Origin of the sequence: Streptomyces sp. YIM 121038 (assembly GCF_006088715.1) — a bacterium.
GTDB lineage: Bacteria > Actinomycetota > Actinomycetes > Streptomycetales > Streptomycetaceae > Streptomyces.
Map to the genome: position 1 here is coordinate 223,703 of NZ_CP030771.1, position 13,092 is coordinate 236,794.

12 protein-coding genes are annotated in these 13,092 nt (G+C 72.2%); 3 read left to right on the forward strand and 9 right to left on the reverse strand.

Annotation, left to right across the window (positions count from 1 at the left end):
* Nucleotides 1–35: 35 nt before the first annotated feature.
* Entirely contained in the window at nucleotides 36–1,265 is a 1,230-nt protein-coding gene (locus C9F11_RS00880; protein WP_138957411.1) for a cytochrome P450, read from the forward strand.
* A gap of 527 nt (nucleotides 1,266–1,792) precedes the next feature.
* Here the strand turns inward: C9F11_RS00880 and C9F11_RS00885 are convergent.
* Nucleotides 1,793–4,267, reverse strand: coding sequence for an XRE family transcriptional regulator (locus tag C9F11_RS00885; protein WP_249401531.1), 2,475 nt, complete (start codon nucleotides 4,265–4,267; stop codon nucleotides 1,793–1,795).
* Between the two features lie 236 nt (nucleotides 4,268–4,503).
* Between C9F11_RS00885 and C9F11_RS00890 the strand changes: the two genes are divergently transcribed.
* The gene (locus C9F11_RS00890) at nucleotides 4,504–5,475 is read left to right on the forward strand and encodes a ribosome-inactivating family protein (RefSeq protein ID WP_138957412.1); all 972 of its coding nucleotides are present in this window, start codon (nucleotides 4,504–4,506) and stop codon (nucleotides 5,473–5,475) included.
* Nucleotides 5,476–5,607: 132 nt separating this feature from the next.
* On the opposite strand, the gene C9F11_RS00895 is transcribed toward C9F11_RS00890, so the two are convergent.
* The 5 genes from C9F11_RS00895 to C9F11_RS00920 all read right to left on the reverse strand — a co-directional run bounded on the left by C9F11_RS00895 (nucleotide 5,608) and on the right by C9F11_RS00920 (nucleotide 8,858).
* Nucleotides 5,608–6,081 (reverse strand): SRPBCC family protein, encoded by a 474-nt coding sequence (locus C9F11_RS00895; protein WP_138957413.1) that lies wholly within the window; start codon nucleotides 6,079–6,081, stop codon nucleotides 5,608–5,610.
* Nucleotides 6,082–6,124: 43 nt separating this feature from the next.
* On the reverse strand, nucleotides 6,125–6,493 hold the full coding sequence (locus tag C9F11_RS00900; protein ID WP_138957414.1) for a metalloregulator ArsR/SmtB family transcription factor: 369 nt from the start codon (nucleotides 6,491–6,493) through the stop codon (nucleotides 6,125–6,127).
* Nucleotides 6,490–6,936, reverse strand: a complete 447-nt coding sequence (locus C9F11_RS00905; RefSeq protein ID WP_138957415.1) for an SRPBCC domain-containing protein — start codon at nucleotides 6,934–6,936, stop codon at nucleotides 6,490–6,492. Before C9F11_RS00905 ends, C9F11_RS00900 begins: the two co-directional genes overlap by 4 nt.
* A gap of 509 nt (nucleotides 6,937–7,445) precedes the next feature.
* Complete coding sequence (locus tag C9F11_RS00910; protein WP_138957416.1) at nucleotides 7,446–7,889, reverse strand: DUF2267 domain-containing protein; 444 nt, start codon at nucleotides 7,887–7,889, stop codon at nucleotides 7,446–7,448.
* Between the two features lie 537 nt (nucleotides 7,890–8,426).
* Nucleotides 8,427–8,858, reverse strand: coding sequence for an Hsp20/alpha crystallin family protein (locus C9F11_RS00920; protein ID WP_138957417.1), 432 nt, complete (start codon nucleotides 8,856–8,858; stop codon nucleotides 8,427–8,429).
* Between the two features lie 127 nt (nucleotides 8,859–8,985).
* Here C9F11_RS00920 and C9F11_RS00925 point away from each other — a divergent pair, with 127 nt between their 5' ends.
* Complete coding sequence (locus C9F11_RS00925) at nucleotides 8,986–9,636, forward strand: type III effector protein (protein ID WP_138957418.1); 651 nt, start codon at nucleotides 8,986–8,988, stop codon at nucleotides 9,634–9,636.
* A gap of 69 nt (nucleotides 9,637–9,705) precedes the next feature.
* Here the strand turns inward: C9F11_RS00925 and C9F11_RS00930 are convergent, their stop codons facing one another.
* The 3 genes from C9F11_RS00930 to C9F11_RS00940 are packed head-to-tail and all read right to left on the reverse strand — an operon-like array spanning nucleotide 9,706 to nucleotide 13,089.
* A complete protein-coding gene (locus tag C9F11_RS00930) occupies nucleotides 9,706–10,965 on the reverse strand; it encodes an FAD-dependent oxidoreductase (RefSeq protein ID WP_138957419.1) in 1,260 nt (419 codons plus the stop codon).
* A 40-nt stretch (nucleotides 10,966–11,005) separates the two neighbouring features.
* Nucleotides 11,006–11,998, reverse strand: coding sequence for a spirocyclase AveC family protein (locus C9F11_RS00935; protein ID WP_138957420.1), 993 nt, complete (start codon nucleotides 11,996–11,998; stop codon nucleotides 11,006–11,008).
* Nucleotides 11,995–13,089 (reverse strand): class I SAM-dependent methyltransferase, encoded by a 1,095-nt coding sequence (locus C9F11_RS00940; protein ID WP_171075590.1) that lies wholly within the window; start codon nucleotides 13,087–13,089, stop codon nucleotides 11,995–11,997. Before C9F11_RS00940 ends, C9F11_RS00935 begins: the two co-directional genes overlap by 4 nt.
* Between the last annotated feature and the right edge of the window lie 3 nt (nucleotides 13,090–13,092).

Sequence of the window (13,092 nt, forward strand, 5' to 3'; positions counted from 1 at the left end):
CCCCGCCGCCCTCGATCGGGAGCACACGCGTACTCATGAATCCCCTGAACCTGCCGAGCCGGACCGCCGGCCAGCACGGGCCGCTTCCCGACTTCCTGCCCACCGGGGACGGCGTGGCGGACATCGCGCCCGTCGTCGCGCCCACGGGAGACCGCGTCTGGCTGGTCACCGCCTTCGACCTCGGCCGCGCGGTCCTCACCGACGAGCGGTTCAGCCGGGCCGCGGCCGTCGCCCCCGAGGCCCCGGCCATCCACCCGATGCGCCCGGACCCGGCGGCCCTGACCAGCCTCGACCCCCCGCAGCACACCCGGCTGCGGCGCCTGGTGAACCGTCCGTTCACGCCTCGGGCCGTGGCCGCTCTGGAGGAGGGCATCCGGCGGCAGGCCCGCCGTCTCCTGGCCGGGCGGGACCGGATCGACCTCGTCGCGCAGTACGCGATGCCGCTGTCGGCCGCCACGATCTGCCGCGTCCTCGGCGTACCCGAGGCCGAGCACGCCCGGTTCGCCGGTCTCGCGGACCGCGCGCTGGGCGTCACCACCGGGACCTTCGAGGAACAGGGCCCGGCCCGCGACGCGCTGCGCGCCTACATCAGCGAGCTGATCGACCGGGCCCGCCGCGACCCCGGCGAGCACGTTCTGGGCACCCTCGCGACGGCGTACGACGAAAGCGGCGCGCTGAGCCACGACGAGCTGACGGCCCTGGTCGAACTGCTGCTCAACGCGGGCTACGAGACCTCCATCGGCCAGCTGGGCCTGGCCGTCGTCTCGTTGCTCGAACACCCCGAGCAGTGGCACCGCTTGGCGACGGCGCCGCAGCGCGAGGCGGCCGCGGCCGCGGCGGTGGAGGAGCTGCTGCGCCACGCACCGGTCGTTCCGATGAGCTTCACGCGCGTCGCACGGCAGGACGTACGGCTCGGTGCGGTCGTGGTGCGGGCCGGGGAGGCGCTCGTGGTGTCGCTGCTGCACGCGAACTTCGACGCGCGCGCCCACCGCGACCCCGACCGCCTGGACCTCACCCGCTGCCCCGCCCGCCACCTGACGTTCGGCCACGGCGCCCACACCTGTCTGGGCGCCCAACTGGCCCGCACCCAGCTCCGCGTCGCCCTCGAAGAACTGGCCGCGGCTGCCCCCGACCTCACACCCCGCACCCCCCTGCCCTCCCTCCGCTGGCGCCGGCCCGAGGCAGTCGTCCGCGGCCCGCTCACCCTGCCCGTGAACCTGACTCCGCCCCGGCCGGAAGCCACTACCGGGCGACGGCACCCGTGACCGGACGCACGCGTCAACGGGCCAGGACCGGGCATCGTCCCCCGGCGGGCGGCGCGGTCTCTTCAAGGGCGGCCCGGCAGTTGGGCGTCCCGTGTGAACTCTTCGGCGTCACAGCCCTGCCTGCTGGCCCGGCGGGCCAGGCCTTCTGCCGCGCGCATCACACTCGCGTCCTCACCTCCAGGTCCACCTCGGGCCACCGCGCCCCTCCCGCACCAGTACAAGCACGTCCGCCAGCCGTTGGAGCAGCTCGCGCCGCATCCGCCACTCGCTGAGCTGGACCAGCCGCTGATACCGCCAGGCCGGGAAAGGACCCGGCAGGTCATCTCCCCTGGCCAGGGCGGGCAGATACTCCCGGTCGACCCATCCCACGGCAGCCTCCCCACATCACTACTGTCCGCAGCGTAGCGCTGGCACAGGCCGACAGGCAGGAGCCTGCCACCGTGAAGGTCACGCCCGGCTCTGCCCACCCGGTCCCCACAGCAAGAGACGGCCGCCCTGGCCAGCGCCTGGCGGGACCCTGGCAAAAGTCACTCGTGAACCCGCCAGCAAAAGTACGGACGGACAAGTGCTGTTGCCGGGGGGATCAGGCCAGGTGGGTGTGCTGGGTGGCGGGGGCGGATTCGGCCAGGTCGCGCAGTTGGTCGGCGGCTTCGAGCTGGCGGGGGGTGGTTGAGGCGGCTCAGGGCGGTGTGGGCGGCCGTCAGTTCCTGGCGGGCTTCGTCGGTGCGGTTGAGGTGGCGCAGGACGATGCCGAGGTCGAGGCGGACCCCCGCGCTCCAGACGGGCATCTGGGCGGTTTCGAAGCGGGGCAGTGCGTTGCGCAGGGGGGTCTCGGCCTCGTCCCAGCGGCGCAGGGCGGCGAGGTCGTTGCCGATGTGCTGCTGGACCGACGCCATGTACAGGTTGAAGCCGAGGAGTTCCTCCGGCTTGCCGGGGCTTCCGGCGGAGCAGATGGTTTCGCTGCGCCGGTGGATGGCCAGGGCCTCCTCGGCGCGGCCGGTGCGGCGCAGCTGGATGCCGAGGGTGAGGAGGGTGGACAGCTCGGCGAGGCGGCCCTGCATGCTGGTCTGGCGGCCGAGGCAGTCGGCTGCTTCGCGCAGGCGGGCGATGGCTTCGTCGGTGCGTCCGAGCCCGACGAGGGCTCCGGCCGCATAGTAGAGGGCCCAGCCGGTCTGGAGCTGGTCGCCGCATTCTCGGGCCACGTCCAGGGCGGTGTGTGCGGTGTGCAGGGCGCTGGTGTGGTCGTGCAGGCAGGTGCTGTGGGCCCAGGCCAGGTAGTTGAGGTGCACGGCCTCGTCCACCCTGTTGCCCAGGGCGCGCGCGGAGTGGACGGCGTGCTGGAAGACGTCCGCCCACAGCTCCCAGTGCAGGGTGCGGTCGGAGAACCAGTGCATCGCCTCGGCGGCGTCGATGACCTGCTGGTGCATCCCGGCGGTCTGGGTGCGGCGCAGGGCCGCGTACCACTGGTTGCGCTCCGCCTCCAGCCAGGCCTGGGCCTGCCCGTGGCCGGTGGGTGCGGTGGCCGGGTCGGGGTCGGCGCCGAGGGTGTCGCCGGGGTGGTCGGGGCGATCGGGGTGATCGGGGTCGAAGAGCCGTCCGGCGGCGGCTGCGCGGCGCAGCATCCAGGCGTCGGTGCGGCGCTGGGCGGCGGCGAGGTCGGAGGGCGTGTCCTCCTCGGTGGTCTGTTCGGTGGCGAACAGGTGGAGGAGGTCGTGGAAGCGGTAGCGCTCGGCGGTGGGGTGGGCCTGGAGGAGACCGGCGTCGGTGAGGTCTTCGGCGCAGCGGGCGGCCCGGCGTGGGGGCAGGCCGGTCAGCAGGGCGGCGGTCTCGGGGCTGAAGTCGGGGCCGTCGGCGAGGGCGGCGCGGCGGAAGACGGTGCGGGCCTGCTCGCTCAATTGCCGGTAGGACAGGGCGAAGGCGGCCCGGACCTGGAGTGAGCCGGCCCGCAGCGCGTCCAGGCGGTCTTCGTGGGCGGCGAGCTGGGTGACGAGCTTGGCGACGCGTTCGCCGGGGCGGGCGGCCAGGCGCTGGGCGGCGATGCGGACGGCCAGGGGCAGGTGTCCGCAGAGCTCGGCGAGGTCGCGGGCGGCCTGCTCCTCGCGCTGGACGCGGTCGGGGCCGATGATCTGGGTCAGCAGCTCGACGGCCTCCTCGCGGCGCAGCAGGGCGAGCTCGGTGCGGTGGACGGCTTCGAGTCCGGCCAGGCTGTGGCGGCTGGTGACCAGGGTGAGCGAGGGGCCGTGGCCGGGCAGCAGGGGGCGGACCTGGTCCTCGGTGGCGGCGTTGTCGAGCAGGAGCAGTACGCGCCGCTCGCCCAGGAGCGAGCGCAGCAGGCCGGAGCGGTCCTCCAGGCCGGTGGGCAGAGCGGCTTCGGTGGTGCCCAGGGCGCGCAGCAGCCGTGCCAGGGCGTCGCGCGGGTCGAGGGGCTGGGGGTCCATGCCGCGCAGGTCGAGGGCGAACTGCCCGTCGGGGAAGCGCGGGGCGAGGGTGTGGGCGGCGTGCACGGCGAAGCTGGTCTTGCCCAGGCCCGGCTGCCCGCAGACCACCGCGACCGGCGGATGCGCGGGGTCGAGGTCCGCCACCAGGGCCAGGAGCTCGTCGAGGGCGGGGCCGCGGGCGGTGAAGTCCTTCAGGTCACGGGGCAGGGCCAGGGGGTGATGCCCGCCCGTCACCCCGGCCCCGGCGGCGGGCTCCGCCTTGGTCCCGGGGTCCTCGCCCCCACCGGCCGGGCGGGTGGTCTTCCTGGTGGCCGGTCGGGGGCGGCCCAGGCTCGCCAGGTGCTCCAGTTCCCGGGCACCGGCGGCATCCAGACCCAGGGCGGTGGCCAGTGCCTGCACGGTGCGGCGCTGCGGCCCGCGCGAGCGCCCCCGCTCCATGTCCGAAAGGCCCCGCACGCTCACCCCCGCGGCCTGCGCCAGCTCCTCCTGGCTCAGCCCGGCCCGCGTGCGCAGCCCGTGCAGACGCGCGCCGAAATCGCCGGTGGCCGGTGTGCCGGTGCCCATCTGTGTGCATCCCCCTGATCAACGTGGTCCGGCCAGAACAGCGAAACCATCCGGCAGAAGTATGCCTGACCCTACTTCTGCCGGTGGAACTTCCTGTTCCACCTTGGATTCATCGGGTTGGCTAGAAGCAAGAGAGGCGAGAGACCGGCCCCGCCGGACCCCCCGCCCTGCCACCCCCTTCGCGAAGCGCCCCGCACCCGAGCGAGCCTTCGCTCTGAACCTCCAGGAAAGCCCCGATGCAACCGATCCTTGCCCTGCGCCGCGCCGGTCGGCGCCTGAGCGCCCTGTGCTTCGCTCTCCTCGCCACCTGCACCCTGGTCAACGCCGGCGGCACACCCGCCCACGCGGACACCAGCGAGATGTGGACCAAGCGTGTATGGGACATCTCGGACCTGGCGCGGGCGCAGCGCGCCGGAGCCGAAGGGACCTTGGGCGGCGCCAATAGCCACGCGGTGATGGTCGGCGAGCTCCGGCGGATCTCCAGTCACCCTTTCGTCAACGGGGTGCGGGAATCCATGCCGGAGGGAACGGGGCGCTACATCGAGCTGCAGATCCACGACGAAACCGCCTCGCCCAGCCACCGGCTGAGCCTCTACTTGCGGGCGGACAACCTCTACCTCGACGGCTTCACGGTCAACGGGCAGAACTACCGCTTCAACGACGCCCCGGCCGCGCTGACGACCGGCCTCCACAACGCCTACAACGGCCGGGGCAACCTGCTCTTCCGTACCCTCCCCTACAGCGGGCACTACGCTGACCTGGCCAACGCCGAAGCGCGCGGCGCGGCTTCCTTCGAACCTTCGAGCCTGTACGCACATCTCTCGGAGATGATGTACCTGGACGAGAACCACTGGAACAGCAGCCGGGTACGGCGCGCGATCGCCAACGTCATCGCCGCCACCTCCGAGGCCGCACGCTTCGGCTGGATCGAAAACCGCATCTACTTCTCGCTCCTGCAGGGCGGGCAGACCGACGGCGACAACAGCGGCGTCAGGTACAGCAACCTGGGCAGCTTCGGTGTGAGCCTGGAGAACAACTGGGCGCGCCTGTCGCGGCTCGCCCACCGCGAAGCGAACGGCAACCTCCTGGACTCCGACGCGGTCACCATCAACAACACGCGGTACCAGAACCTCGCCCATCTGCGGAACGGCGTCGGCACCGGAGGGCAGAGGATCGCCCCCCTGATCGCGCTCTACGGCGCGCGCTGACCCCACCGTCAGCCCTCGACCCGTCGGACACACCCTGCGGCTGTGTCCGACGGGTCGACGAGGTCCAGCGTGGTGGGCCAGGGCAGAGAAGGAGCCGGAGGCCGAAGGCTGGGGGGCGGGCTCGGAGGGGGGTCAGGCTGGGTGGTGGTCGGGGACGGCGTTGAGCTGGATGCCGTGTTCGAGCAGGGCCTTCATCGCGCACAGAGCGGTGGTGAAGCCGCCGACCGTGTCGTTCACCCAGCGGACGGTGTCGTCCCCCGAGCCCTGGAAGCCGGTCTCGGTGGCCTCGACGAAGGTGGCCTGTGCCGTGCGCGGGGTGAACTTCAGCTCGACCGTGGTCGGCTGCTCGTAGTTGCCCCACTCGAAGCGGATCAGGCGCCCCTCCTGCACGTCCCGCACGCGTACGTCGGCTGATGCCCCGTAGGTCTCCCACTCCCAGCGCAGCTCGGTCCCCGCGACCATGGGCCCGCTGCTCTTGCTGTACCAGAACCGCGAGGTGACGTCCGGATCGGCGAATGCCCGGAACGCCTCCGCCGCTGGCCTGCGCACCAGCATGCAGGCGTACGCGGAAGGGGCGTGCGTGAGGTGTCGGTTCTCCGTAGACATGATCCTTCTCCTCTGTGGGGTCGCGACCGGTGGGCGCGAACTGTTACGGCTCGTCTGCGGCTTGGGCGTCCCGCTCGGCCGCCTCGGCGATGTGCTTGATGCGCGCCAGCCGCCGGTCCCAGTCCGCGGCGAGCGAGGCCATCCACTGAGCCGTCGCATCGAGCGCCGCGGGCCGCACCGTGTAGCGCACCTCGCGCCCGATGCGACCGCCGGTCACCAGTCCGGCGCCGTCAAGGACCGCGAGGTGTTTGACCACGGCCTGACGTGAGACGGGAAGGTGTTCGGCGAGCGTCGTCGCGGTGGCTTCGCCCTGCGCGGCGAGCAGTTCGAGCAGTCGGCGCCGTGTCGGGTCGGCCAGAGCCGCAAGGACGGTGTCGACCGCCTCGACGGCGCCTCGGGTTCCGTCGGTCACGCGGTGGGCTGTTCGGCGCGCGCCTTGAGCGCGTCGAGTTCCTGCTGCCAGCCGCCGGTGTTGTCCTGGACCGCCTGGCCGCGCAGCTCCTCGGGTCCGGCCAGCGCCGCGAACCCGCTCTCGACCACGCGCAGTCGCGTCTTGCCGTCTTCCGGTGTCAGGGTGAACTCCACGAGGGTGCTGTTGTCCTCGCGCAGCTCTTCTCCCGGGTACGCGCTGGCCCAGCGATAGGCCAGGTAGGTGGGCGGCTCCACCTTCTCCACGCGTACCGGGAAGTCGCCGTACTCCGGGTTCCTCGCCACCATCGTCTCGCCTTCCCTGGCCACGGTGCCGGGCAGGCTCGCCTTGTCGGCCACCCAGAATCCGGGCTCGGCCACCAGCGACCAGACCCGCTCCAGGGATGCCTCGATCAGGGTTTCTCGTTCGATCCGGTCCTCGCTCATGAGGGGGCTCCTTGCGCTCCGACATCGCGTGCAACCCCAGGGTTGCACGTCACCTCATGATGTGCAACCTGGGGGTTGTGGCTCGATCGGGTCCGCCGTCTCGCTGTCCGCCATGGAGTCCGTCCGGCGCCCAACTCGCCATGCCCGCCATGGAGCCGAAGGCCGGCACCGCGCCCTCGAAGGCCATGGCCTGCCGGAGGCGCGGGCCTCATCGGCGCCCACCCCGGGCATGCGCCAGCGGCCACCGGTCGGGACGCGACGCCGACCCGGAACTGGAGGCTCTGCCCGCGATGCGGAAGGCATCGGGCGGCAGCCACGTGGCGAGCAGCGTTCCAGGCCTCCGCCACACCACCCTGCAAGCCGGTCCCGCTTCTGAGGTATGGAACCGCTCCGACCGGCAGACACAGGACTCGGACCCGGTCGGCCACGTGCATGGCCGACCGGTGGAGCCCACCATCGCGGCTTCGACGGACTCGGCGCGGCGCTCCACTCCGCCGAGTCCTGGTCGGCTAGGCGGCGGAGGTGAGTTCGGCCTGGCCGAACAGCAACGCGTAGCCGCCGGGGAGCTGGTGGAGGATACGGGCGATCAGGTCGGGGCCGGCGTGGGCGGTGATGGCGGCGAAGACGGAGCCGGTGTCCCAGCGGGTGGTGGCCAGCGAGGCGCCGGTACGGGCGGCGAGGTCCTTGACGAAGGCCCAGCCGGTCAGCGGCTGGGTGTCGGGGATCTGCGCGGTCAGCACACGTGCCGCCTCCAGGGGCAGGCAGGCGGCGAGGTCGACGCGTTCGTCGCCGGTCAGCTGACGTCCCAGCCCTGCGAGGACCAGGCGGACGGCTTCGTCGGCCCGCTCGCGGGTGGGGTAGGCGCCCTCGTAGCGGACCTTCTCCAGCATCTGCTCGTACGCCGTCGAGTACGGCTGCTGGCCCTCAAGCGGTACGCGCACGTCGGAGATCACTGCGGTGTATGCCTTTCATGAAGCCATGGGGGTGCCGGGTGCGGCATCCCGGTGTGGGTCGGGTGGGCTGAGGGGTGGCCGAAGGCGAGGCCTTGGCCGACGGAGAGCGGGAAGAGGGTCTGCCCGGTCACGTCCTCGCCTGCCGTATCGGCGACGGCGGGCAGAACGGTGCGGGCGTCCCAGGTCGCGGTCTGTTCGATGCCACCCTCGCAACAGGCGGCGATCGCGCGCACGAATCGCGCGGGGGCTGTCGCTCGGCGCTTCGCAGCGGATCGCGGCGGATCGCGGCGGATCGAGCAGGGTCAGGGCGAAACTTCCGGCAGGCGTGCCGCGAACTGGCCGCATGCCACGCGGGATGCACGCTCGTCTCCCCTGCCGCCTTGGCCGCGTTGCCGTACGCGGCCAAGAACGCTGCGTGTCACACGGCCAACCGGCCGCCACCCCATCCTTCTCTCAGCGTCGGCTGGCCATCGGCGCGGGTGCGGAGGACGGGGAGGGGGGCAGCTATCCGCCCTCCGCACCGTTTCCGGGCCGGTGTCAGCCGGAGATCTCCTTGTGGCCGGAGCCGACGCCGATGGAGATCTTGCGGGGCTTGGCGCGCTCGGCGATCGGGATGCGCAGGGTGAGCACGCCCGCGTCGTAGTCGGCCTGGATGTGCTCGGTGTCGAGGGTGTCGGCGAGCACGATCTGACGGGAGAAGACGCCCAGCGGCCGCTCGGACAGCTCCACCTTGACGCCGTCGGCCTTCGCCACGGGCCGCCGCTCGGCCTTGACGGTCAGCATGTTCCGCTCGACGTCGATGTCGATCGCGTCCGCGGTCACGCCGGGGAGGTCGAAAGCCACCACGTACTCGTCGCCCTCGCGGTACGCGTCCATCGGCATCACCGACGGCTTCGACCAGGTACCCGGACCCATCAGCTGCTGCGCCATCCGGTCCAGCTCACGGAAGGGGTCAGTGCGCATCAACATCGTGAAACACCTCCAGCAGGTTCGAGCAGTTGCTGCCAATGCGCTGCACTGACACCGTTGTAACATGTCATCCAATGGATGACAATCCTGATGTCGTCGGCCCGATGACAGACCGAGGGAGGTCCCCGTGACCGCAGCCGACCAGCCGCCCACGACCAGCACCGACGCCCACAGCCCAGCGTCCTTTCTCGCCGCCGCAGCGGCCCTCGCCGCCATAGACGACGCCCTGCGCGAGGCCCAGCACGAGCCGTCCGACGCGGCTGACCCCGGTCCCGACCAGGCGCTGGCCTCCTTGATGCTGCTGCGGCAGGTGCGCGAACAGCTCGCCGGCTGGGAGACCGGTCTGATCGAAACCGCCCGCGACGCGGGCGCGAGCTGGGCCGACCTCGCCGCCCCCCTGGGCGTCGCCAGCCGCCAGGCCGCCGAACGCCGCTACCTGCGCGGCCGTCCCGGGGCCGTCGGCACCACCGGCGAGCAGCGCGTGACAGCCACCCGCCAGGCCAGGGCCGCCGAGCGCGCCACCGCCACCTGGGCCCGCGCCAACGCGGCTGACCTGCGCCGCCTCGCCGGACAGATCACCGCGCTCGACCACCTCGCGCCCCAAGCGCACTCGGCCCAGGCCGCGCTGGATGCCGCCCTCGGCGCCACCGACGCCGCCGAGCTCATCACCCCTCTGGACAACATGCGCCCCTACCTCGACGCCCGCCACACCCACCTCGTCGAACGCCTGGACGCCCTCGACGACCGGCGCACGACGACAGCCACCGACGATGACTGACCCCGGGCGAAGCGGGGGCTGCCCGGCCCGTTCGCGTCCATCCCCGACCGGAGCGACCGGGGCAGCCTGTCACGGCCAGGGGGACGCGAGCGTCGCCGGATGGGCGAGCAGGTTCTGTACGTTCACCACCTTGCGGTAGAGCTCGGGGTGGTGCGGCACGCGGCTCAGACAGCGGCGCAGCGCCCAGTTGGTGAGGCGGGCCGAGGGGCGTTGCGTGTGGGGTCGCCAGGCCGCGTCCGAGCGGCTGGCGAGCAGCCACGGCACGCGGATGACGTCGGCGGCCGTGCGCTGGAAGCGGCGTGCGAGGCCGCGGCCCGGGTTCTGTGCGAGTAGGTCGCGCAGGGCCAGGGCTTCGAGCGCGGCGACGGTCAGGCCGTGTCCGTAGATCGGGTTGAGGGCGGCCACGGCGTCGCCCAGCGCGATGAGCCCGTCCGGCCAGTCACGCATGTGGTGGTAGGGGTTCCAGTGGTTGTGCAGGCCGCCGTAGCGGTAGGTGCGGCCGAGCGGTGTGCAGGTTTTGATCACGTCCAGTGGGTGGGGGCTGCGCAGCGCCGCGGCGTACTCCTCGAAGCCGTCGGTGTCGTACGGGGGACGCACTCCGTCCGCTCCGATCAGGGTGAGGAGCACCCGGTCTGCCTCGACGCGCTGGATGAGGCAGCCGCGGCGGATCGTGGGGGCGTAGGTCATCTCGGTGAACATGTGCCAGTCCTGGTCGAGCGTGTCCTCGTAGGCCCGGGTGACGTAGGTGAGACCGGCGAAGACGTGGGCTCGTGCCGGGACGGGTGTGCCGCTTCGGGTGAGCCAGTCGGTCAGTCGCGAAGTGCGGCCGGATGCGTCGACGACCAGCTCGGCGGGATGTGCCGCGCCCGTCGTATCGCGGACACCGGCGACGCGGCCGTCGTGCCGTATCAGGTCGGTGGCGGTGGCGGTGACCTGCCGCACGGGCGGCAGTACGGCGACTCGCTGGTGCAGGAGGTCGTCCAGCAGTGCCCTGCTGCAGGCGAGATGGTCCACTCCGACCGGTCCGGCCGGAGCCCAGCCGGAGGGGAACAGGATCCGGGTCCGTTCGCCGAAGTCGAAGGTGGCGGCTCCGCGTTCTCGCAGTTCGGCGCGGAGCCCGGGGAAGAGGGTCTCCAGGGCTTCCGCGCCGCGGTGCAGCAGGCCGTGGGGGTGGTGGAACTGCGGGACGCCCCGGCGGCGGGCGGCATCGGCCCGGGGGGCGCGTTCGATCACGGTGACCGTCGCGAAGTGCGCGGCGAGGGCGCGTGCGGCGAGCAGTCCCGCGAATCCGCCGCCGATGACGACGGCGCGGTCCCTGGTCTGTGGCATGCGCTCTCCCGGGAGACGGTCGTGGTGGCGTGGTTGATGGTCACCGCAGATGTGCGGGCAGGTCGGTGGCGGGTTCGCCGCCGAGCAGGGGGATGACGGCGTAGCTGACGACCAGGGCCAGGAAGCAGACCTGGGCGGTGCCGATGACGGCCAGCGTGGCCACCCACGGGCGCGCGGCGGGCGACAGGCCACCTGTCCCGCGCAGAACGGGTGCGCCCCGCTCGTGATGGCGGTGGTAGTGACAGATCAGGCCCGGGATCATGCCGTACACGAGCGCGGCGACCACCATGGCGTAGCTGGGGAGCTGGTACCAGTGCCCGGCGAACAGGGTCAGCTCGGGCACCGCGGTGACGTAGACGTAGCCGCCGGTGAAGACCATGATCGGCTCCAGGACCAGTTCGGCGGCCAGGGCCGTGACGAAGGCGAGCAGGGCCAGGCGCGGTCCGGACAGCTGAGGCCGCCCGCGCACCGCGGCGCCGAGCACCCAGACCGTCGGCAGGGTCCACATCATCACTTCGGCCAGCGCGAACCAGCCGACGAACAGCGGCACCGGGTGCGTATCGGGGTCCGGACCGTGCCAGCCGGGGATGAAGGAGCCCCAGTCGGTGGTGCCGATCAGGTACTTGCTGTAACCGGCCGCATGGGACGTGTAGTTGACGACCGGCATGAGCCAGAAGGCGCTCAGGTAGCCAAGGAGCACTCTCGCCTCGATGGTCAGGGCTCGCTGTCGGATGCTCCGGACGACGGGCCAGCCCACACTGGCCAGGACTCCTGCGATGCTCAGGATCTGGAACGCGCCCGCCACGACGCGCCGCGTGGGGCTCAGTCCGTAGTCTCCGGAGGGGAACCAGCGTGCGTCGGTGACGGCCCAGCGCACCATCACCCACGCCTCGGCCGCCAGGAACACGGTCCCGACCGCCGCCCAGGCCGTGACCGGCGAACACCAGGTCCGTGGGGCCGACGTGACGGGCACACGGGCGGCGCGTTCCGCGTCCGCCGGGGCCACGCCGGGGACCGGTTCCGGGACGGTCATCGCCGGACCGCCGACAGGTAGACCGAGTCCTGGGGTGCGAGGAGCCCCTTCATGAAGCGGCTCACGATTCTCGGGAACACCCGGGCGACGACCGGTCCGAACTCGCGGCGCAGCTGGTCGTTGCCCCGGGTGTCGTCCGCGAACGGGAGGCAGCTCTCGGCGTCGTACGCGTCGAAGCGGGTGAGCGACAGACCGGCCCCCTCCAGGGCGTCGCGCAGTTCGTCGCGGGTCGGGTACCAGCACAGGGAGCTGATGAGCGCCCGGTCCATGAAGCGGGAGAACGGTCGGACCCGGTAGGCGTCGAAGATCTGGAGCGGGGCCCCGGGTTTGAGCATGGCCGCCATGGCGCGCATCCCCTCCGCCTTGCGCGGCGGCGGGAAGTGCGGGACGACGCCCATCGCGGTGACGGCGTCCGCGCTCCCGGCCAGGTCGCGGGTGGTGGCGGGGTCGAAGAGGTCGCCGACCCGGAAGGTCACTCGGTCGGACAGACCGAGCCGTTCGGCGATGCGGCGCCCGATCTCGGCCTGGTCGCGTTCGATGGTGAGGGACACGATCTCGACCTGTGGGAGCAGGTGCGCGATCCGGGCCCAGCCGTCGCTGAGGCCGGTGCCGACCTCGATGAGCCGGCCGTCCTTCGGCGCACTCTCCACGGCCGGCTGCCAGCACCGGTCCACGGAGTTGACCTGGGAGAGGTGGATCCGCCGTTGAGGGTCGGCCACCTGCCGGATCTCAGCGGTGTAGGGGCCCCAGTCGAGCGCCAGCCAGATCATGGAGAACAGTCGGTTGTAGTAGAGGCGGTAGAGGTCGGGGACGGTGTCCTTCGCGCCCCCGCCCAGCAACCGGACCGCGGCCCGCAGGTCTTTCCGCTTGCCTGTGCGCGGGGCACGGCTGGTACGAGAGGTGCGGGAGCTGCGAGAGGTGCGGTAGAAGCCATGGATCACCTCGTTGCGCACCGGCAGGAACGTCTCCAGGAACTTCGTCTGCCCTTCGACGCGGAGGAATCCCTCCGGGGCTCCTTGGCCCGGCTCCCGCGGCGTCCCCGGCGAGGTCTCCTGTGGCATCTCCTGGCCTGTGCCGTGTGCAGACGTCATGCC

What these genes read in the sequence shown, in the direction of transcription:
- C9F11_RS00940 (WP_171075590.1), bottom strand. Translation starts at nt 13,089, where the DNA reads ATGACGTCTGCACACGGCACAGGCCAGGAGATGCCACAGGAGACCTCG.
- C9F11_RS00935 (WP_138957420.1), bottom strand. Translation starts at nt 11,998, where the DNA reads ATGACCGTCCCGGAACCGGTCCCCGGCGTGGCCCCGGCGGACGCGGAA.
- C9F11_RS00895 (WP_138957413.1), bottom strand. Translation starts at nt 6,081, where the DNA reads ATGTCTACGGAGAACCGACACCTCACGCACGCCCCTTCCGCGTACGCC.
- C9F11_RS00885 (WP_249401531.1), bottom strand. Translation starts at nt 4,267, where the DNA reads ATGGGCACCGGCACACCGGCCACCGGCGATTTCGGCGCGCGTCTGCAC.
- C9F11_RS00905 (WP_138957415.1), bottom strand. Translation starts at nt 6,936, where the DNA reads ATGAGCGAGGACCGGATCGAACGAGAAACCCTGATCGAGGCATCCCTG.
- C9F11_RS00920 (WP_138957417.1), bottom strand. Translation starts at nt 8,858, where the DNA reads ATGTTGATGCGCACTGACCCCTTCCGTGAGCTGGACCGGATGGCGCAG.
- C9F11_RS00890 (WP_138957412.1), top strand. Translation starts at nt 4,504, where the DNA reads ATGCAACCGATCCTTGCCCTGCGCCGCGCCGGTCGGCGCCTGAGCGCC.
- C9F11_RS00930 (WP_138957419.1), bottom strand. Translation starts at nt 10,965, where the DNA reads ATGCCACAGACCAGGGACCGCGCCGTCGTCATCGGCGGCGGATTCGCG.
- C9F11_RS00880 (WP_138957411.1), top strand. Translation starts at nt 36, where the DNA reads ATGAATCCCCTGAACCTGCCGAGCCGGACCGCCGGCCAGCACGGGCCG.